Source organism: Mumia sp. zg.B53 (assembly GCF_019550935.1).
Classification (GTDB): Bacteria; Actinomycetota; Actinomycetes; order Propionibacteriales; family Nocardioidaceae; genus Mumia.
This window is the reverse complement of the sequence record NZ_JAHWCK010000001.1, coordinates 1453489-1473256: the sequence shown is the minus strand read 5'-3', so window position 1 is coordinate 1473256 and position 19768 is coordinate 1453489. Positions and strand designations below refer to the sequence as shown.

The 19768-nt window shown below is 70.8% G+C and carries 19 protein-coding genes; 6 read left to right on the top strand and 13 right to left on the bottom strand.

Translation table 11 applies throughout. The features are described 5' to 3' along the window. Positions 1-59 precede the first annotated feature (59 nt). Positions 60-326: a hypothetical protein gene (locus KV102_RS07065; protein ID WP_220345726.1), complete on the top strand. Its 267-nt coding sequence runs from the start codon at positions 60-62 to the stop codon at positions 324-326. Here the strand turns inward: KV102_RS07065 and KV102_RS07060 are convergent. From KV102_RS07060 to KV102_RS07045, 4 genes are all read right to left on the bottom strand, one after another. Next, entirely contained in the window at positions 301-1836 is a 1536-nt protein-coding gene (locus KV102_RS07060) for an MFS transporter (protein ID WP_220342843.1), read from the bottom strand. The two genes, KV102_RS07065 and KV102_RS07060, sit on opposite strands and share 26 nt — an antisense overlap. A 143-nt stretch (positions 1837-1979) precedes the next feature. Continuing rightward, a complete protein-coding gene (locus tag KV102_RS07055; protein WP_220345725.1) occupies positions 1980-4097 on the bottom strand; it encodes a xanthine dehydrogenase family protein molybdopterin-binding subunit in 2118 nt (705 codons plus the stop codon). Beyond that, positions 4094-5095, bottom strand: coding sequence for a xanthine dehydrogenase family protein subunit M (locus KV102_RS07050; RefSeq protein ID WP_220342839.1), 1002 nt, complete (start codon positions 5093-5095; stop codon positions 4094-4096). The genes KV102_RS07055 and KV102_RS07050 overlap by 4 nt, the downstream gene beginning before the upstream one ends. Beyond that, complete coding sequence (locus KV102_RS07045) at positions 5092-5595, bottom strand: 2Fe-2S iron-sulfur cluster-binding protein (protein WP_220343697.1); 504 nt, start codon at positions 5593-5595, stop codon at positions 5092-5094. The genes KV102_RS07050 and KV102_RS07045 overlap by 4 nt, the downstream gene beginning before the upstream one ends. Before the next feature lie 61 nt (positions 5596-5656). Here KV102_RS07045 and KV102_RS07040 point away from each other — a divergent pair, with 61 nt between their 5' ends. Then, entirely contained in the window at positions 5657-6187 is a 531-nt protein-coding gene (locus KV102_RS07040) for a TetR/AcrR family transcriptional regulator (RefSeq protein WP_220342837.1), read from the top strand. 9 nt (positions 6188-6196) lie between these two features. Here the strand turns inward: KV102_RS07040 and KV102_RS07035 are convergent, their stop codons facing one another. Both KV102_RS07035 and KV102_RS07030 read right to left on the bottom strand, forming a co-directional pair. Continuing rightward, complete coding sequence (locus KV102_RS07035; RefSeq protein WP_220345724.1) at positions 6197-6406, bottom strand: PLD nuclease N-terminal domain-containing protein; 210 nt, start codon at positions 6404-6406, stop codon at positions 6197-6199. Between the two features lie 50 nt (positions 6407-6456). Continuing rightward, positions 6457-7086: a YigZ family protein gene (locus tag KV102_RS07030; protein ID WP_308290253.1), complete on the bottom strand. Its 630-nt coding sequence runs from the start codon at positions 7084-7086 to the stop codon at positions 6457-6459. A 134-nt stretch (positions 7087-7220) separates the two neighbouring features. On the opposite strand from KV102_RS07030, the gene KV102_RS07025 reads away from it, so the two are divergent. The 3 genes from KV102_RS07025 (at position 7221) to KV102_RS07015 (ending at position 14153) form a co-directional block, all read left to right on the top strand. Beyond that, a complete protein-coding gene (locus tag KV102_RS07025) occupies positions 7221-9848 on the top strand; it encodes a 5'-nucleotidase C-terminal domain-containing protein (RefSeq protein WP_220345723.1) in 2628 nt (875 codons plus the stop codon). A gap of 25 nt (positions 9849-9873) precedes the next feature. Next, a complete protein-coding gene (locus KV102_RS07020; RefSeq protein ID WP_220345722.1) occupies positions 9874-12654 on the top strand; it encodes an ExeM/NucH family extracellular endonuclease in 2781 nt (926 codons plus the stop codon). A 227-nt stretch (positions 12655-12881) separates the two neighbouring features. Continuing rightward, positions 12882-14153 carry a cytochrome P450 gene (locus KV102_RS07015; protein WP_255559818.1) on the top strand — a complete coding sequence of 424 codons (1272 nt, stop codon included), beginning with the start codon at positions 12882-12884 and terminating at the stop codon, positions 14151-14153. 76 nt (positions 14154-14229) lie between these two features. On the opposite strand, the gene KV102_RS07010 is transcribed toward KV102_RS07015, so the two are convergent. Continuing rightward, complete coding sequence (locus tag KV102_RS07010; RefSeq protein ID WP_220345720.1) at positions 14230-14793, bottom strand: HdeD family acid-resistance protein; 564 nt, start codon at positions 14791-14793, stop codon at positions 14230-14232. Positions 14794-14875: 82 nt separating this feature from the next. On the opposite strand from KV102_RS07010, the gene KV102_RS07005 reads away from it, so the two are divergent. Then, positions 14876-15490, top strand: a complete 615-nt coding sequence (locus tag KV102_RS07005) for a TetR/AcrR family transcriptional regulator (protein WP_220345719.1) — start codon at positions 14876-14878, stop codon at positions 15488-15490. 27 nt (positions 15491-15517) lie between these two features. Here the strand turns inward: KV102_RS07005 and paaI are convergent, their stop codons facing one another. From paaI to paaA, 6 genes are read right to left on the bottom strand one after another with little or no spacing between them, the layout of a single operon-like run. Next, positions 15518-15916 (bottom strand): hydroxyphenylacetyl-CoA thioesterase PaaI, encoded by a 399-nt coding sequence (gene paaI, locus KV102_RS07000; protein WP_308290252.1) that lies wholly within the window; start codon positions 15914-15916, stop codon positions 15518-15520. Beyond that, positions 15913-17001 carry a 1,2-phenylacetyl-CoA epoxidase subunit PaaE gene (paaE, locus tag KV102_RS06995; RefSeq protein WP_220345718.1) on the bottom strand — a complete coding sequence of 363 codons (1089 nt, stop codon included), beginning with the start codon at positions 16999-17001 and terminating at the stop codon, positions 15913-15915. The genes paaI and paaE overlap by 4 nt, the downstream gene beginning before the upstream one ends. Next, on the bottom strand, positions 17001-17525 hold the full coding sequence (gene paaD, locus KV102_RS06990) for a 1,2-phenylacetyl-CoA epoxidase subunit PaaD (protein WP_220345717.1): 525 nt from the start codon (positions 17523-17525) through the stop codon (positions 17001-17003). The genes paaE and paaD overlap by 1 nt, the downstream gene beginning before the upstream one ends. A gap of 2 nt (positions 17526-17527) precedes the next feature. Next, positions 17528-18475 (bottom strand): 1,2-phenylacetyl-CoA epoxidase subunit PaaC, encoded by a 948-nt coding sequence (paaC, locus tag KV102_RS06985; RefSeq protein ID WP_220345716.1) that lies wholly within the window; start codon positions 18473-18475, stop codon positions 17528-17530. 10 nt (positions 18476-18485) lie between these two features. Further along, positions 18486-18779 carry a 1,2-phenylacetyl-CoA epoxidase subunit PaaB gene (paaB, locus tag KV102_RS06980; RefSeq protein ID WP_220342823.1) on the bottom strand — a complete coding sequence of 98 codons (294 nt, stop codon included), beginning with the start codon at positions 18777-18779 and terminating at the stop codon, positions 18486-18488. Next, positions 18776-19717, bottom strand: a complete 942-nt coding sequence (gene paaA, locus KV102_RS06975) for a 1,2-phenylacetyl-CoA epoxidase subunit PaaA (RefSeq protein WP_220345715.1) — start codon at positions 19715-19717, stop codon at positions 18776-18778. Before paaA ends, paaB begins: the two co-directional genes overlap by 4 nt. Positions 19718-19768: the final 51 nt, after the last annotated feature.

Genomic DNA, 19768 nt, shown 5'->3' with positions numbered 1-19768 from the left:
AGCGGCGGGCCCAGGAGGATCTGGGCCCGCCGTTGTCGCATTTCATGGTTCAATGCGCCATGGTTCTAGGTCTGTGGTTCCTTGCTGCGGGGGTCCTTGTCGCTCCCCTCATCGTCCTGTGGCTCCTAGCGCTGATCGACGCGTTACGGACGCCGACGGCACAGTGGGAGCAGTCTGGTCAGAGCCAGGTCACCTACATCGTCCTGATGGTGCTGCTCGGCCCCATCGGGTCTCTTCTTTATCTCGGCATCGCCCGGCCGCGCCTGCGCCGCGCCGAATCCGCGTCGGTCGTCGGCGCTCTCAGCGCTCCGCGTCGCGCAGGGTGAACCACGAGACGGCAGCGGCACCGAGCGCGATCACGACGGCCACGGCGCTCGTGGTCTGGACGGCGTGGTCGAACGCCAGGTGCGCCGACTCGACGAGCCAGCCCCCGACCTGCGGCGGGATGGCGTCGGCCAGGTCCATCGCTCCGCCGAGGGTCTGTCCCGCTGCCTCACGCTGAGTCTCGGTGCCGGCCAGCGGCGGGAGCGAGACCTCCGCGCGGTAGGTCGCGGTGAGGATGCCGCCGAGGACGGCCGTGCCGAGCACCGCGCCGATCTCGTACGCCGTCTCCGAGAGCGCCGATGCAGCGCCCGACTTCTCTGCCGGCACGCTGGACACGACGACGTCGTTGGTGAGCGTCTCGGCGAACCCGATGCCGACACCGAGAACGAGGAACGCGACCGCGATCGACGTCGCGGACGGCAGGGAGCCGGCGAACGCCGCGATCGCGTAGCCCACCGCCGACAGGCCGAAGCTCGCCGACACCACAGCGCGCACACCGAACACCGGCACGAGGCGCACGACGAGCAGACCGGCCAGGATGGTCGCCACCAGTCCCGGGACCAGGACCAACGCCGCCTCCATCGGGTCGAGCCCGACGACGAGCTGCAGGAACTGCGCCGCGAAGAACAGGAAGCCGGTGAGTCCCATCAGGCTCAGGAGGTTGGCGCCGAGCGCTCCGGAGAACACGCGGTTGCGGAACATCGTGACGTCGACCAGCGGGTGCTCGCGGGCCAGCTGGCGCCGTACGAACGCGACCGCGCTCAGCACGCTGACGGCCACGGTCCAGCCGACGGCGGCGGTGAGGCCGTGCTCGGCGAAGGTCTTGATCGCGTAGACGACCGGCAGCATCGTCGTCATCGACAGCACGATGCTCACCAGGTCGAACGGCCCGGGGTTCGGGTTGCGCGACTCCGGCAGCAGCCACACCGCCAGCGGCACCAGAACCACGACGACGGGGAGGTTGATGAGGAACACCGCGTGCCAGGTGAAGTGCTCGAGGAGCCACCCACCGATGACGGGGCCGAGCGCGGCGCCAGCCGAGAAGCCGGCTGCCCACACCGCGATCGCGAGCCGCCGCTGCTGGCGGTCCAAGAAGATGTTGCGCAGCAACGACAGCGTCGACGGCATGAGCGTCGCACCGAAGACGCCGAGCAGGGCGCGGGCGACGATGAGCCCGTTGATGTCGTCGACCTGGGCCGCGTAGAACGAGACCGCTCCGAAGCCGATCGCACCGACGAGGAGGAGGCGGCGACGCCCGATGCGGTCGCCGAGCGATCCCATCGCCACCAGGAGACCGGCGAGCATCAGGGCGTAGATGTCGACGACCCAGAGCAGCGCGGTGCCGGACGGGTGCAGCGAGGAGCTGATGTCGGGGAGCGCGAAGCTCAAGACGGTGTTGTCCATGCTCACCATCAGCACCGGGAGCATGAGGACGGCGAGCGCCGCCCACTGGCGCAGGCCGGCACGCGCCGGCACGGGTGCCGTACGGCGTGGTGCGGTGGTGGTGCTCATGTCTCCCCCTGTCGAGGCCTCGGTCCTGCCTGACTTAACCGTCCAGCCGGTACAGTCATTCCCGTCCAGACGGTACAGTTTCGAGACAGCGCGACTCAAGCCGAGGGGTGGTGTTCTTCGCCACCAGCCCCGGGGAGCGTGACTCAGGCCAGGAAGTGGTCGGCCGTCAACGGGAGGTCGCGGACCCGGATCCCGGTCGCGTGGAACGTCGCGTTGGCGATCGCGGCGGCCGTACCGACGATCCCGATCTCGCCGATCCCGCGCGAGCCCATCGGGGTGAACGACTCGTCGGACTCCTCGAGCCACTCGGCCTCGATGCCGAGGACGTCGGCGTGCGAGGCGACGTGGTAGGTCGCCAGGTCCTGCGTGACGACGTGACCGAAGCGCGGGTCACGGTACGACTCCTCGAACAACGCCGCCGAGAGCCCCATCACGAGGCCACCGAGCAGCTGCGACCGCGCCGTGGTCGGATTGACGATCCGGCCCACCGAGTAGACGCCGAGCAGCCTCGGCACCCTCACCTCGCCGGTCCACCGGTGCACACGTGCCTCGGCAAAGACCGCACCGAAGGAGTGGAACGCATACTCCTCGGTCGCCGGGTTGGCCGCCGCCGAGGCCGTCGTCTCCACGCCGGCGTCGGGCGCCTCTCCGTGGTCATCGCGGAACTGCTGCGCCGCGGCGACGATCGCCGTGCCCCAGGAGCTGGTGCCCGACGATCCTCCGGCCACGCTCGCCGGCGGGAGCGACGAGTCGGCGATCGCCAGCTCGATGGCGTCCGTACCGACCCCGAGCGCGTCGGCGGCGATCTGCGTCAGGACCGTCCGGGCACCGGTCCCGATGTCCACGGCGCCGATCGCGATGGCGTAGCGCCCGTCGCCGAGCGAGCGGACACGGGCAGCGTTGCCCGGGGACCTCATCGCGGGGTACGTCGCCGAGGCCACGCCGGTGCCGATCCACCAGTCACCGTCGCCGGTCGCGCGCGGCGCGGGCGGGCGCGTGTCCCACCCGAACCGGTCCGCCCCTCGCTGCAGGCACTCCACCAGCCTCCGCTCGTTGAACGGCTTGCCCGTCTCCGGATCGACCTCCGGCTCGTTGCGCTCGCGCAGCTCGATCGGGTCGACCCCGACCGCGACCGCGAGCTCGTCCATGGCGGTCTCCTGGGCGTACATCCCGGGCATCTCGCCCGGCGCACGCATCCACGACGGGACCGCCACGTCGAGCCGCGCCAGACGGTGGCTGGTACGGCGGTTCGGCGCGGCGTACATCATCCGGGTCGGCGCCGCCGTCTGCTCGGCGAACTCCCGGATGACCGAGGTCTGCTCCTGCACGGCATGCTCGACCGCGGTCAGGGTCCCGTCCAGGCGGGCACCCAGCCGGAGGTGGGAGAAGGTCGCCGTGCGGTAGCCGGTCAGGGAGAACATCTGCTGCCGGGTCACGGCGAGCCTGACCGGCCGTCCGCCGGTCGTCCGCGCCGCCATCGCCGTGGCGACGACGTGGGCGTGCGCCTCGCCCTTGCTGCCGAACCCGCCGCCGACGTACGGCGCTCGGACCCGCACCTGATCCGGCTCCAGGCCGAGCATCGGCGCGATCGCCTGCACGACACCGTGGACGCCCTGGGTCGAGTCGAACATCGTCAGCGTCGGCCGGCCACCGTCCTCGCTCCACCAGGCCACCGTTGCGTGGGGCTCGAGCGGGTTGTTGTGCTCGTACGGGGTCTTGTACGTCTCCGCCACGACGACCTCTGCCTCGGACAGCGCCGCGTCGACGTCGCCCTCGGAGGTGTCGGTGTCCATCGAGGGGTTGACGACCTCGGGCTTGTCGTCCGCGTTGTCCTCGCGCAGCTCGGCCTCGTGCGGCTCGGCGCGATAGCGGACGTGGACCAGCGCCGCCCCCTCCCGCGCAGCCTCGGACGTCTCGGCGAGCACGAGCGCGACGATCTGGCCGCGGAAGCCGACCTCGTCGTCCTGGAGGATGGCGAGCTCGCCGTTGCTGGTGTCCTCCAGCCGCGGCGCGTTCGTGTGGTCGAGCACCGCCACCACACCGGGGTGCGACGTGGCGGCGCCACCGTCGACGTCGACGACCCGGCCCTTGGCGATCGTGGACGTCACGAGCCACAGGTGCAGGGGATCGGTGACGCCGTCCGGCTCGCCGTGCTCCACCGCGTACGCCGCCCGGCCGGTGACCTTCTCGACACCGTCGACCCGGCGCAGGTCGGACCCGACCGCGTGGGCGTCGATCGGCCTCGTCGGGTGCTCGATCATCGCGTCCGCCCCTCCGCCAGGGCGAGGAGCGTCCACGCCGTCGTCCGTCGGAGCATGGCCGGCTTGAAGGCCGTCTCGTCGTCGGTCTGCGCGTCGGCGAGCTCGTCCTCGACGGCGGCGACGACCGCCTCCTCGGTCAGCTCCTGTCCACGCAGCAGCGCCTCCGCCCGTTCGGCCCGCCACGGCTTGTGAGCGACGCCTCCCCACGCGATCCGGACGTCGTCCACGAGCCCGTCTTCGATCGTGAGCACGGCAGCCACCGACACCAGCGCGAAGGCGTACGAGGCCCGGTCGCGGACCTTGCGGTACGTCGAGCGGTGCCCGGCCGCCGACCACGGGACCTCGACGGCCGTCACGAGGTCGGCGGGGTCGAGCACGGTGTCACGCTCGGGATGGTGGCCGGGCAGCCGGTGGAGGTCGCGGAGCGGCACCCGCCGTTCACCCTCGACGCCGAGCACGATCACCGTCGCGTCGAGAGCCGCGAGCGCCACGGCGAGGTCGCTGGGGTGGGTCGTCACGCACGCCTCGCTGGCGCCGAGGATCGCGTTGTACCTGCCGTACCCGCCGATGGCCGAGCAGCCACTGCCAGGGTCGCGCTTGTTGCAGGGGGTGGTCACGTCCTGGAAGTAGACGCACCGGGTTCGCTGCAGCAGGTTGCCGCCGGTCGTCGCCTGGTGGCGGAGCTGGCCGGAGGCGCCGGCCAGGAGGGCGCGCGCCATCACCTCGAACCGCGACCTCACCGACGGGTGCGCGGCGAGGTCGCTGTTGCGGACGTTCGTGCCGATCCGCAGACCGGCGCCGTGCTCGTCGTCGTACTCCTCGATGCGGTCCAGCGGCAACCGGCTCACGTCCACCAGGACCTCGGGCTCGGCGACGCCCAGCTTGAGGTGGTCGACGAGGTTGGTGCCCCCGGCGAGGAACCGTGCCCGCGGATTGCCCGCCACCGCCCGGACGGCCTCCTGCGCATCGGTCGGCCGGACGTAGTCGAAGGCCCTCATGCCTGTGCCGCCTCACGCACCGCGGCGAGAATGCCGGGGTACGCTCCGCAGCGGCACAGGTTGCCGCTCATCCGCTCGCGGATCTCATCGTCGTCGAGCTCGACGTCGCCCTCGAGGTCATCGGTGACGTGGCTGGGGTGTCCCTGCTTCGCCTCCTCGATCACCCCGACCGCGGAGCAGACCTGGCCCGGGGTGCAGTAGCCGCACTGGTAGCCGTCGTGCTCGAGGAACGCCTCGTGGACCGGATGCAGGCCGTCCGCGGCGAGCCCGTCCGAGGTGACGATCTCCGCGCCGTCGAAGGAGACGGCGAGCGCGAGGCAGGTCAGGTGGCGACGTCCGTCCAGGAGCACCGTGCACGATCCGCACTGGCCGTGGTCGCACCCCTTCTTAGGAGAGACGATGCCGAGCCGTTCTCGCAGGGCGTCCAGCAGGGTCGTGCGCGTGTCGACCGTGAGGGTCCGCGACCGACCGTCGACCAACAGCGTGATGTCGGCATCCATGCGGGAGTGGTACCCGGTCGGGCGGGCGTCCATGCCGAGAACGCCTCGCTAGAGTGCTCGCATGTCCGCCCGATCCGACGGTGCCTCCACCCGTGACCGCATCCTCGACGCCTTCGAGATGCTCCTCGTCGAGGGCGGCGGCAGGATCGCCACGCTGGACGCCGTCGCGGCCCGCGCCGAGGTGTCGAAGGGCGGCCTGCTCTACCACTTCCCGAGCAAGGACGCGATGGTCGACGCCATGCTCGACCGGCTCCGAGAGCAGGGCCGCGCCGACGTCCTGAAGATGAAGGACGCCCCGCAGGGACCGGTCCGCTACTACCTGGAGACGTCCGTCGACACCGGGTCGGCGTTCGACCGCGGGCTGATCGCCGCCTCCCGCGTCGCGCAGGACGACGTCCGAGCGCGCGAGACGTTGGCGGAGCTCCGCAACGGGTGGTTCGCCGTCCTGGCCGAGCACTACGGCGACGACGCGCTCGCCCGTACGGTCCAGCTCATCGGTGACGGGCTCTACTTCGACGACACCACGGGTCTCGCGCACAAGCGGTCGCTGGAGCACGTCCGCGACGTCCTCGGCCGCCTCGACGCCCTCTGACGAGACGGGTCAGCGCCGCCCGACGAGGAAGTAGGCGAGCGGCCCGACGGGCTGCACGAAGCATCCGGCGATCCACGCTGCCTTCGGTCCGCGGAGGCGCGTCGAGGGCGTACGGGCGAGGCTCGTCAACGCCGCGGTGGTGAGCACGACCTCGGCAGCTCCCACGAGGACCACGGCACGCCTCTGGCGCGTGGTGAGGTCGGACCATCGTGTCGTCATGCCGTTCACCGTACTCGCGCCCGGCCCGCCGGCGGGTCACTGGCCGGGCGTCACGGCACCCAGAGCGTGCCACCCGCCGCAACCCCGCCGGAGCCGTGGGTGATCGCCGCGACCAGCTCCGCGATCGACGCCACCGCACCCGGGTGTGCGGCGGCGGTGAGGACGACGTCACCCGCGCCGTAGTCGACGCCGAGGATCGCGACCCCGCGGGCACGCAGCTCGTTCTCGACCTTGCCGACCTCCCCGTGCGAGACCGTGACCTCGACGCGCGTGCGCAGCTCGCGGCGCACGACACCGGCCGCGTCCAGGGCGGCGGCCGTCGTCTCGGAGTAGGCGCGGACCAGCCCACCGGCACCGAGCAGGGTCCCACCGAACCAGCGGGTGACCACCGCGACGACGTCGCGGACCTCACGCCGTACGAGGACCTCGAGCATCGGCGCTCCCGCCGTACCGCTCGGCTCGCCGTCGTCGTTGCTGCGCTGGAGTGCCCCGTCCGCGCCGATCACAAAGGCCGAGCAGTGGTGGCGTGCGTCCCAGAACCGGCGTCGGGCCTCAGCAACGTACGCGCGCGCCTCGTCCTCGGAGTCGACCCGTCGCACCCACCCGAGGAAGCGCGATCCCTTGACCTCGATCGCGGCCTCCGCCGCGCCAGCGGGGACGAGATAGTGGTCGCGCGCCACAGGACCTCCCGCCGATGTGCCAGGATCGCCAACAGTTGCCATCCGATCGTGGCCGAACCGTCACAGTTTGCGGAAGCGCTGGACACCCCCGCTCGCTTATGGTCAGCGGGATCACGTCTCTCGAGGAGCCCCTGATGCGACCCACTCACCGTACTCTGCTGCGTCGGAGCACCGTCTTCGCCGCAACCGCCGCCCTCGTGGCAGCCCCGTTGTCCTTCGCCCCGTCGGCGTCGGCGGCGCCCGCGGACGAGGTGAAGCTCACCTTCCTCGGCATCAACGACTTCCACGGCAGGATCGACAGCAACACCGTGAAGTTCGCCGGCACGGTCGAGCAGCTGCGCGCTGCCGCGGGCGAGGACAGCACGGTCTTCGTCGCCGCCGGTGACAACTTCGGTGCCTCTCTCTTCGCGTCGGCCGTCGACCAGGACAACCCGACGATCGACGTCCTCAAGGCCCTCCAGCTCGACAACTCCGCCGTCGGCAACCACGAGTTCGACCAGGGCTTCGCCGACCTCACCGACCGTGTGGTCCCACGGATGGGCGACAACCGCTTCGGCACACCGGTCTTCCTCGGCGCCAACGTGTACGAGAAGGGCACCGACGACCCGGCCCTTCCCGAGTACGCGCAGTACACGGTGAAGGGCGTCGACGTCGCGATCGTCGGCGTCGTGACCGAGGAGACCAAGTCCCTGGTGCGGCCCGCAGGCATCGCCGACCTCGAGTTCGGAGACCCCGTCGAGGCGGTCAACCGCGTCGCCGGCGAGCTCAAGGACGGCAACGACGCCAACGGCGAGGCAGACGTGGTGATCGCCAGCTACCACGAGGGCGCGCCGCTCTCCGAGCCCGCCGCGACGCTGCCGCAGCAGGTGGCCGCGAGCCCCGTCTTCGCGCACCTGGTCAACGACACGGTCGCCGCGGTCGACGCGATCTTCACCGGCCACACCCACCAGCGCTACGCCTACGACGCGCCCATCCCAGGCAGCACGGGCACACGCCCGTTGGTGCAGTCCGGCAACTACGGCGAGGGGGTCGCCAAGGTCGAGCTCACCGTCGACACCGCGACCGACGACGTGACCGCGTACACCCGCGCGGTCGTCGCCCGCACCACCACCGCCGACGCCGACCTGGTCGCGCAGTACCCGCGGGTCGCTGCGGTCAAGACGATCGTCGACGCCGCGCTCGCCCGCGCTGCCGAGGTCGGCAACGTTCGCAAGGCCACGATCACCGACGACATCACCACCGCGCTCACCGGCGGCACCTACCAGGACGGCCGCTACTTCCACCCGACACCGACCGCCAGCGGTGTCCGCGACGACCGCGGCTCGGAGTCGACCCTGGGCGGCCTCGTCGCCAACGCACTGCGTGAGCGCCTCGGCGACGACCTGGGCGGCAACGCCGAGATCGGCGTCGTGAACCCGGGCGGTCTGCGCTCCGACCTCATGTACGCCCCCGACCCCACCGTGCCGACCGACGCCGACGGTGTGGTGACGTACGCGCAGGCCAACGCCGTGCTCCCGTTCGCCAACAACCTGTGGTCGGTAACGCTGACCGGTGAGCAGTTCGTCACGATGCTCGAGCAGCAGTGGCAGCGCGACGCAGACGGCAAGGTGCCCAGCCGCTCGTACCTTCAGCTCGGCCTCTCCGACAACGTCTCCTACACGTTCCACGAGGTCGACGACCCGGCGAACCCCGGCGCCAAGAAGGGCGTCATCGACTCGGTGACGATCGACGGAGCGCCGCTCGACCCCACCAAGAACTACCGGATCGGCACCTTCAGCTTCCTCGCGACCGGCGGTGACAACTTCCGCGTCTTCACCGAGGGCGAGGCGCCCAAGGACTCCGGTCTCGTCGACCGAGACGCGTGGATCGCCTACCTCGAGGAGAGCTCGCCGCTCAGCCCGTCGTTCGCCCGCCGCTCGGTCCGGCAGGACGGCTCGATCCCCAGCGACCTGAAGATCGGCGACACGGTGGAGATCGGTCTCTCTGGCCTCGACATGACGTCGCTCGACAGCCCTCAGAACACGACGGTGACAGCACGGTTCGGCAACACGGTCGTCGGCACCTTCCCGGTGGTCAACGGCGCTGCGGACATCACCCTGAAGGTCCCCGCCACGGCCGGCGGAGCCCGCGCGCTGACCTTCACCGCGGCACCGTCCGGGACGACGGTGACGTTCCCCGTGTCGGTCCCGAAGTCGGCGTCCTCGCTGAAGGCCGTCGTGCGCGGCGCCGAGTACGGCAAGGGTGGCGCCGTCCAGGTGACCGTCACCCCGCCGAGCGCCACCGGCACCGTGACCGTCAAGGCGGGCACGAAGATCCTCGGCACCGGCTCCGTCAAGAACGGCAAGGTCACGGTCCCGATCAAGAAGAAGGCGCTGCGACCCGGCCGTCACACCCTGACCGTCAGCTACTCCGGTGACAGCAGGACCAGTGCGTCCAGCACCACGGTCTCGATCTCGGTCGCCAAGGCGGCGTCGGCCACCAAGGCGAAGAAGAAGACCCGCACGATCCGGGCGAAGAGGACGAAGGCGAAGGTCTCCGTCGTCGTCCGCACCACGACCGGGGTGCCGGCCAACGGGAAGGTCGTCGTGACCTTCAAGGGCAACAAGGTCGGCACGGCCACCGTCCGCAACGGCCGGGCGACGATCACTCTCAAGAAGTTCAGGAGCAAGGGCACGAAGAAGCTCCGGATCACCTACCGAGGCTCCTCCACCGTGAAGGCCAGCAGCGACACGCTGACCGTCACCGTCAAGAAGCGCCGCTGACCGCACGGATCCAGGAGGATCACCAGTGTCTTCATCTCTTCGACGCGCCGTCCGGACGACGTCGCTCCTCGCCGCGGGCGCGCTCGCGGCGGGGACGCTCGCCGCGGTCGCCGCTCCCGCCAGCGCCGCACCGGCCGACCATCTCGTCATCAACGAGGCCTACCTCAACGGCGGGAGCGCCGGCGCGACGTACCTCAACAAGTTCGTCGAGCTCCACAACCCGACCAGCGAGCCGGTGACGGTGGACGGATGGACGGTGCAGTACCGCTCCTACTCGTCGACCTCGGCGTTCACCGGCAAGATCGCCCTGTCGGGGACGATCCCGGCCGGGGGTCACTACCTGCTGAGCGGCAACGCCAATGCGGCCAACGGTGCTCCGCTGCCGACGCCCGACGTGACGTCCACGATCGCCTTCTCGGGCAACGCCAACGGGGGCACGCTCGCCCTGACGAAGACCGCCGACACGCTCACCGGTGACGGTGCCGCCGTGCTCGCCGATCCTGATGTGGTCGACCTCCTCGGGTACGGCGTGTCCACCACCGCGGAGACCGCCCCGAAGGCTGGCGGCTACTCGGTGACGTCGTCGCTCAACCGCACCGGTGGAGCAGACACGGACGACAACAGCGCCGACTTCACGGCCGGTGCGCCGACACCGACCGCGTGCGGACAGGCGTGCGTCCCAGGCCCGAACCCCGTCGTCGAGCGGACCGTCGCCGCCATCCAGGGCACCGGCGACGCCAGCCCGTACGTTGGTGACACCGTCATCACGCAGGGCGTGGTCACGGCCGCGTACAAGACCGGCGGCTTCAACGGGTTCTACCTCCAGACCGCGGGCAGCGGCGGCGAGGACGACGCGACTCCGGACGCCTCCGACGGCATCTTCGTCTTCGGCGGCGCCGCGGTCGCCCTGGTCGAGAAGGACGACCACGTCAAGGTGACGGGTCCGGTCAGCGAGTTCGGCGGGATGACCCAGCTCACCCCGGCCGCAGCCGACGTCGTCGTGCTCGACGAGCCGGCGGACGCGGTCAAGCCGACCCCGCTCGCACTGCCCCTCGGCGACGCGGGTCGCGAGCGGCTCGAGGGCATGCTCGTCGCCCCGGCGGGTCCGTTGACCGTGACGAACAACTACACCACCAACACGTTCGCCGAGATCGGCCTCGCGTCCGGCGACTCTCCCCTGTACGTCCCGACAGAGGTCGCGGCTCCGGGCGCCGCCTCGCAGGCCGTGAAGGCGGAGAACGCGACCCGTCGCATCACCCTCGACGACGGCTCCTCGACCAACTACACCGGTGCTGGCAAGAACACGCCTCAACCGTGGATCGACGACGACACGACGATCCGGGTCGGGGCGACGGCGACGTTCACCAAGGACGTGGTCCTCGACTACCGCAACAGCACCTGGAAGCTCCAGCCCACCGCGCAGCTCACCGCCGACGACGCCAACGGGGTCCTCCCGGCGACGTTCAGCGGGGCGGAGCGACCTTCCTCGCCGCCGGCCGTCGGGGGCGACTTCAGCCTCGCCGCGTTCAACGTCCTCAACTACTTCGTCACCACCGGTGAGGAGTACGAGGCCACCACCGGCATCTCGTGCACGTACTTCGTCGACCGCGAGGGTGTCCCGACGACGGTCGACGAGTGCGTCGGCCAGGCGGGTCCCCGTGGCGCCGCGACCACCGTCCAGCTCGAGCGCCAGGAGAAGAAGATCGTGGCCGCGATCAACGCTCTCGACGCCGACGTGGTCTCGCTCGAGGAGATCGAGAACTCCGTGAAGTTCGGCAAGGACCGCGACGCGGCCCTCGCCGCGCTCACCCAGGCGCTCAACGAGGCTGCCGGCGCCGGCACGTGGGCGTACGTCCCGTCGCCCGACGCCGCGGCGCTGCCTCCGGTCGCCGACCAGGACTTCATCCGTACGGCGTTCATCTACAAGCCGGCGGTCCTGGCGCCGGTCGGTGCGTCGACGGTGCTCGTCGGCGAACCCGCGTTCGACGACGCCCGCGAGCCGCTCGCCCAGGCGTTCCAGCCGGTCGCCGGCACCGAGGACGACCGCTTCGTCGCGATCGTCAACCACTTCAAGTCGAAGCGGTCCGGCACGCCCGACGCCGACCAGGGGGCGGGCACGGTGGAGCGGGTGGCCCAGGCCCGCGCGCTGGTCGCGTTCGCCGACACCGTCAAGGAGACGGCGGGCACCGACAAGGTCTATCTGTCGGGCGACTTCAACGCCTACTCCCAGGAGGACCCGATCACCGTCCTGCGGGAGGCCGGCTACGTCGATCTCGAGGAGACCTACGACACCGCCGAGACCTACCAGTTCGACGGCGAGATCGGGTCTCTCGACCACGTGCTCGCGTCGCCCGCCGCGGCGGCGGACATCACGGGCATGGGCGTCTGGTCCATCAACGCCATGGAGTCGATCGCCTACGAGTACAGCCGCTACAACGGCAACGCGACCAACTTCTACGACGCAGGCCCGTTCCGCTCGAGCGACCACGACCCGGCGCTCGTCGGGATCGCCCTCGAGGAGCAGCTGACCCCGACGACGGTGCGCGCCGTGGCGACGCCCGGTCTCTCCCCGCTGTTCGGTCCGATCGTCGCGGCCCAGGTGAAGCCTCGCGCCACGGGGACGGTCCAGGTCCTCAAGGGCGACACCGTCCTCGCCAGCCAGCGGCTCGTCGCAGGCGTGACGCTCGTGGCGGTCCCGGCCAGGGCACTCAAGCCGGGGACCCACCAGCTCACGGTCCGCTACACCGGTGACGCGACGCACGCGCCGTCGGAGACCACGGTGACCGCGCGGGTGCTCGGGTTCTGACGGTCACGGCGGGGTCGTCCTGGTGGCGACCCCGCCGTGCACGGTCGCGGCCTCCGTGGCTGACATGAAGGGCTCCCGTACGAGGACTTCGTCCGCCGCTACCGCGACGAGCTTTCGACCGAGGAGGAGCGCGCGGCGCTGGACGCCCTCAGGGATATCCCTGAGATCCGGGATATGAGGCAAGGATCGGACCCGTGCGACGCTAACCTGGTCGGACTATGCGGAACATGACGACCGATCTCCTGACGTGGGCCGCGCAGCGGACGGTCCTGAGGTCGCAGAGGGACGGGATCGACCTCTCCAAGCTCACCTTCGTCCCCAACCGGTGGCTGATGCCGCTGCGCCGGGACGGCCTCGACCCCATCCCGGCGCTCGGCAAGGTCCGGGCCGAGGCCCCGGTGAAGCGGCTCGCGAGCCTGTTCGGGATGAACATCTGGCTGGTGACCGGTCACACCGAGTCGCTGGCGGTGCTCGCCGACCGCACCTCGTACAGCAACGACATCCGGCCGTTCGTCGGCACCGTCGGCGCGGCCGACGGTGACATCGGCGGCCTCGGCTTCACCGATCCACCCGAGCACACACGGCTTCGCAAGCTGCTCACCCCCGAGTTCACGATGCGTCGCCTGGCGCGGCTGACGCCCAAGATCACCGAGATCATCGAGCACCAGCTCGACGTCATGGAGCAGAAGGGCCCCGACGTCGACCTGATGGAGGACTTCGCCTTCGCCGTGCCGTTCCTGGTGATCTGCGAGCTTCTCGGGCTCCCCGACGAGTCCCGTGAGGAGTTCTTCGCGCTGGGATCGGCGCGCTTCGACGTCTCGGGGGGCGGCGCCGGCAGCTTCGGTGCCATCTCGGAGTCACGGACGTTCCTCATGAACGCCACCAAGGCGCAGCGCGACAACCCAGGCGACGGACTCATCGGCAAGATCATCGAGGAGGTCGGTGACGCGATCTCCGACTACGACCTCGGCGGTCTCGCCGACGGCGTCTTCACCGGCGGGCACGAGACCACCGCCAGCACGATCGCGCTGGGCGCGCTGGTGCTGATGGGTGATCCTGCCGCCCGCACGCAGCTCATCAAGGACGACACGTTCGCCAACAGCGTCGTGGAGGAGATGCTGCGCTATCTCACCGTCGTGCAGCTGGCGTTCCCGCGCTTCGCCAAGGCCGAACACGACCTCTTCGGCGAGCGCATCGCCAAGGGCGACGTGGTCGTGTGCTCGTTGTCCGGCGCCAACCGCGACCACCGCACCGGCGGCCCCGACCTCGAGAACTTCAACCCTCATCGCGACTGGCCCGTGTCGCACGTCGCGTTCGGTCACGGGTTCCACCGCTGCGTCGGTGCGGAGCTCGCGCGCATGGAGCTGCGCTCGGCCTACCCCCGCCTCTTCCGCCGCTTCCCCGACATGACGCTCGCGTGCGACCCGCGCGAGCTCAGGTTCCGGCAGCGCTCGATCGTCTACGGCGTGGAGTCAATGCCGGTCCGTCTGTACGGCTGACGACGTCGCGTCGCGACCCGTCCAGCACAACGCCCCACGGCCCTGGTCGCAGCGTGGGGCGTTGGCGTCCAGGGGCCTACGCGAGCGCCTTCAGGTCCTTGCGGATCATGAAGGCCGTGATCAGCCAGACCACGCCGAGCGCCAGGGCGTAGATGCCGATCAGGATGATGAGCGTCGCGAAGCCGAGATCGGGCCAGACGAAGAGCAGGATGCCGAAGACGATCGAGACGACACCGGAGGCGAGCAGCCAGCCCCACCCGCTGCCGGGGACCTGACGGACCTGGAGGGATCCCGAGATCTCGAGCACGCCGATCATGATCGACCAGAAGGCGATCAGGAGGACGAGCGCGAGAGCCACCGTCACCGGCGCGCGGAAGGCGATGATGCCGGCAGCGATGCCGAGGACGCCCTCGAGCAGCAGCCACCCCCACGACCGGCCGCCCCCGGTGATGATGCTGACGAGGGCGATGATGCCGTCAATCAGCGCCCAGACGCCGAACAGCACGATGATCACGCGGGCGGTCGGTCCGGGCCAGACCAGCGCGACGATGCCGAGGACGACGGCGAGGAGTCCGCGGACGACGACGATCCACCACGCGGTTCTCGCCGCCGAGGTGATGGCTCCTGCAAGATCCGTCATGTCTCGCACACTAGGGGCGCCGAGGGTGGTGAGCACGGGGACACGCGGGCGTACGGGCGTACGGGCGTGAGACGCTGGGACCATGGCGACCGGGTCGACGCAGGGCAGCCCCCGCCGCGGGCGCCCCGGCTACGACCAGGAGACGGTGCTGCGGCGGGCGATCGACGTCTTCATCCGGCAGGGGTACGACGCCACCAGCGTGGGTGACCTCGCCCGCGAGCTCGGTCTGACCAAGTCCGCGATCTACCACCACGTGCCCAGCAAGGAGCACCTTCTCGCCCTCGCGCTCGACGAGGCGCTCGACAGTCTCGAGGCCGTGATCGACGAGGCGTCCCGGCCGCAGGACGGCTCGGCGTACGAGCGCCTGCGCACGGCGGTGCGGGAGAGCGTGGCGGTGCTGGTGGCTCACCTGCCGTCGGTGACCCTGCTGTTGCGCGTACACGGCAACAGCGAGTTCGAGCTCCGCGCGCTCGCCCGCCGACGTCAGATCGACGAGCGGTTGGCGGCGCTCGTCCAGGAGGCCGTCGACGACGGGTCGCTGCGCAGCGACATCGCACCGGACCTGATCAGCAGGCTCATCTTCGGCACGGTGAACTCGCTCGTCGAGTGGTACCGGCCGGATGGTCCGGTCGACGCGCAGGTTCTGGCCGACGCGGTCGCGACGCTGGCCTTCGACGGGCTCGCCGTACGCCCGTGACCCGCGCGTCGCGGTGACGTGCCCGGCTCAGCGCCCGGGCGTGGGGCCGAGGGTGCGGCTGCGCCCGCGGAACTCCGCGACCACCGTCGCGTCGGACCGGCGGCGTACCGTCACGTCGTAGACCCCCGACCGTCCTCGCTGTGACCGTTGCGACGCCTCGGCAACGAGCGTGTCGCCGTGGCGGGCGGGCTCGAGAAACGTGATGTCGAATCCCGCGGCGACGGTGGGCGTGCCGTCGTCGTTGCAGGCGAGCGCGAAGGCGCTGTCGGCGAGCGTCGCGACGAGGCCACCGTGGCACAGGTCGTGCCCGTTGACCATGTCCTCACGCACCTCCATCGACACCCGGGCGCTGCCGGGCTGCAGCTCCTCAAGCCTCATCCCGAGCGCTCGGCTCGCCTCGTCGGCCTCCCACATCGCCTCGCTCACGCGTCGAAGTCCACGGTCACGCTGTCGGCGACCGGCCGGGACTGGCAAGTCAGCACGAACCCCCGCTCGAGCTCCTCGGGAGTGAGGGCGTAGTTGCGCCGCATCTCCACCTCGCCGTCGCACAGCATCGCCCGGCAGGTCCCGCACACCCCGCCCTTGCACGCGAACGGCAGGTCCGCGCGCACCTGCTGGACCCCCTCGAGCACGGTGGTCGACCGCGGCACCGTAGCGGTCGTCCGCCGTCCGTCGAGGACGACGGTCACCTCGCTGGTCGCGCCGTCGGCGACGGCATCGACGCGCTGCACCTCCGGAGGCGGCTCGTCGACGTAGAAGAGCTCGGCGTGGACCCGCTCGGGCGGCACGCCGAGATCGGCGAGGACGGCCCGGGCGTCGAGGAGCATCGGGTGCGGTCCGCACACCCACGCGTGGTCGACGTCGCTCACGGGCACGAGCAGAGTGAGGAGCTGTCGGAGCCTGGCGGCGTCGAGCCGGCCGGAGAAGAGCTCGACGTCGCGGGGCTCTCGCGACAGCACGTGCACCAGCTCGAGCCGAGGGCCGTACCGGTCCTTGAGGTCCGCGAGCTCCTCGGCGAACATCACCGTGGTCGTGGTGCGGTTGCCGTACAGCAGGGTGACCGACGCGTCCGGGTGGGTGAGGACGGTGCTCGCGATGGACAGCATCGGCGTGATGCCCGACCCAGCGGCGATGCACAGGTGCCGGCCGCCCCGGTCCAGGTCGGCGCGGAAGCTCCCGGTCGGGGTCTGCACGTCGATGACCGTGCCCGGTCCGACCTCTCGAGACAGCCAGCGCGAGAACAGTCCGTCCGGGATCACGCGCACACCGATCCGGAGGGCGGCCCCGACAGGGGCACAGATCGAGTACGACCGGCGCTCCTCACGGCCCTCGACGAGGCGGCGCAGGGTGACCGACTGACCGGCGGCGAACGCGAACTGGTCGGCGAGGTCCGCAGGCACCGCGAATGTCACCGCCACCGCGTCGTCGGTCAGCCGCTCCACGTCCGCGACGGGCAGCGGGTGGAAGCGGGCGGTACGGCGATGGACGGGTGCCGGTGTTGTCACCGTCATCAGATCTCCTTGACGTGCTCGAACGGCTCCCAGCACGTCTGGCACCGATAGAGGGCGGTGCACGGCGTCGGGCCGAACTCCGACGAGACCTCCGTCGACGCCGATCCGCAGCGCGGGCAGGTGACGGCCCGCCGTACCGGCGCGAGGGTGAGGGGGACGGGGCCGTCGTGGCGGAGCGCGGGTCCGGGCACGGACAGTCCGTGCTCGGCGAGAGCCTCGCGTCCACGCGCGGTGATCCAGTCGCTCGACCAGGCGGGGGAGAGCACCAGCTCGACGTGGACGTCGGCGAACCCTGCCTCGTGGAGGCTCCGGACCAGGTCGTCGCGCATCGTGGCGACGGCCGGGCAGCCCGAGTAGGTCGGAGTGACGCGTACGACGACCCGGCCGTCGTCGCCGATCTCGACGCCCCGCAGGACTCCCAGGTCGTCGAGGGTGAGCATGGGCATCTCGGGATCGGTGACGCGCCGGACGACCTCGTACGCGGCGTGCCCCGACGTCGGGCCAGCGGCGCGGGTCGACACCATGATCACCACCGCCCTGTCGGGTGGGCCCGCGCCACGACCTGCATCTCGGCGAGCATCCGGCCGAACGCCTCGGTGTGCAGCCCGTCGCGGCCGGTCCGCCCTTGCACGCCGGCCAGTCCCGCTGCGTCGGGACGTGCGACGTCGGCGGCGGCGAACACCTGCCCGAGGACGTCGTCGACCTCGTCGCCGACCGTCGTCGGGTCGACGCCGACGCCGCACTGCGCGAGGCGGCTCTCCACCGCGTGCCCCTTGGTGAGCTCTGGCCGCATCGGCCACAGCCGGTCCAGAGCGGCGAGGAGACGGGCACGCGACCCCTCCGTGCCCTGGGCCAGCGTCACGAACCAGCGTCCGGCGTAGTCCCGGTGGTAGGTCAGCTCCTTGACGCCCTTCGAGGCGACCGCGGCGAGGACGGGGTCGCTGCTGTCGCGCAGCCGTGACAGCAGCGCCAGCCGCCAGGTCGCGAAGACGAGGAGCCGCACCACCGCCTCGGCGAAGTCGGCGTCCTCGCCTTCGACGAGCCGCACGTTGAGGAAGTCCTGGTCGCCGCGGAAGTAGGCGAGCGCGTCCTCGGCCGGCACCGGTGACCCCTCCGGGAGTGTCGGGACGACGGCCGGGTCGGCGGCGGACGCGCGGGTCAGCAGCAGACGGGCCTGGCCGAGCAGGTCCAGCGCGATGTTGGCGAGGGCGACGTCGTCCTCGAGCTCGGGAGCGTTGCTGCACCACTGCGAGAGCCGGTGCGACATCACGAGCGCGTCGTCGGCGAGCATCAGCGAGTAGGTTGCGAGGTCGCGCGGCGAGACGCCTTCCGGCACGGCCGCCGCCTCGCCCGCCCCGAGGCCGGCGAGCGGGTCCTCGAACCCGGTGCCGAAGGCCCAGTGCGCGGCGTCGCCACCGCCGTAGAGGTCCTCGTACGGGCTGGTCTGCGTCGAGGTCTCGGGATCGTGGGACATGTTCACCTCCTCACAGGTGCGGGACGTCCTCGGGGATGTCGTAGAACGTGGGGTGCCGATAGACCTTGTCACCGCTCGGGGCGAACAGCGGGTCCTTCTCGTCGGGACTCGACGCGGTGATCGCGTCGGCACGGACGACCCAGATGCTTACGCCCTCGTTGCGCCGGGTGTAGACGTCGCGCGCGTGCCGCACCGCCATCTCGTCATCGGCGGCGTGCAGGGAGCCGACGTGGACGTGGTTGAGGCCTCGCTTGCCGCGGACGAACACCTCGTACAACGGCCACTCGCTCTTGACCCCGCTCACGCGTCCTCCTGCTTCGCCGCGAAGGCCATCGCGGCCTCACGGACCCACGCGCCCTCGTCGTGGGCACGTCGGCGATGCGCGATCCGCTGGGCGTTGCACGGTCCGTTGCCACCGACCACCTGCGCGAACTCCTCCCAGTCGGGAGAGCCGAAGTCGTAGTGCCCACGATCGGCGTTCCAGGCGAGCTCGGGGTCGGGAAGGGTGACTCCGAGCGCCTCGGCCTGCGGCACGGTCATGTCGACGAACTTCTGGCGCAGGTCGTCGTTGGTGTCGCGCTTGATGCCCCACGCCATCGACTGCGCCGTGTTGGGCGACTGGTCGTCGGGCGGACCGAACATCATCAGCGACGGCCACCAGAAGCGGTCGACCGACTCCTGGACCATCGCGCGCTGCTCGTCGGTGCCGCGCATCATCGTCATCAGGAGCTCGTAGCCCTGCCGCTGGTGGAACGACTCCTCCTTGCAGATCCGGATCATCGCCCGCCCGTACGGGCCGTAGGACGTCCGGCACAGCGGCACCTGGTTGCAGATGGCGGCGCCGTCGACCAGCCAGCCGATCGTGCCGACGTCGGCGTACGAGAGCGTCGGGTAGTTGAAGATCGAGGAGTACTTCTGGCGCCCCTCCAGGAGCATCTGGGTGAGCTCGTCGCGGGAGACCCCGAGCGTCTCCGTCGCTGAGTAGAGGTACAGCCCGTGACCGGCCTCGTCCTGCACCTTCGCGAGCAGGATCGCCTTGCGACGCAGAGACGGAGCCCGCGTGATCCAGTTGCCCTCCGGCTGCATCCCGATGATCTCGGAGTGCGCGTGCTGCGCGATCTGCCGTACGAGCGTCTTGCGGTAGCGCTCGGGCATCCAGTCGCGCGGCTCGATGCGGTCGTGCTGGGCCACGGTGTGCTCGAAGTCCTCGAGGAGCTGCGCCTCGTCGACCGTCGTCGTCATGGTGCCTCCGGTTCGCACATTACTGACCGATCGGTCTGTAAATCGTGACAC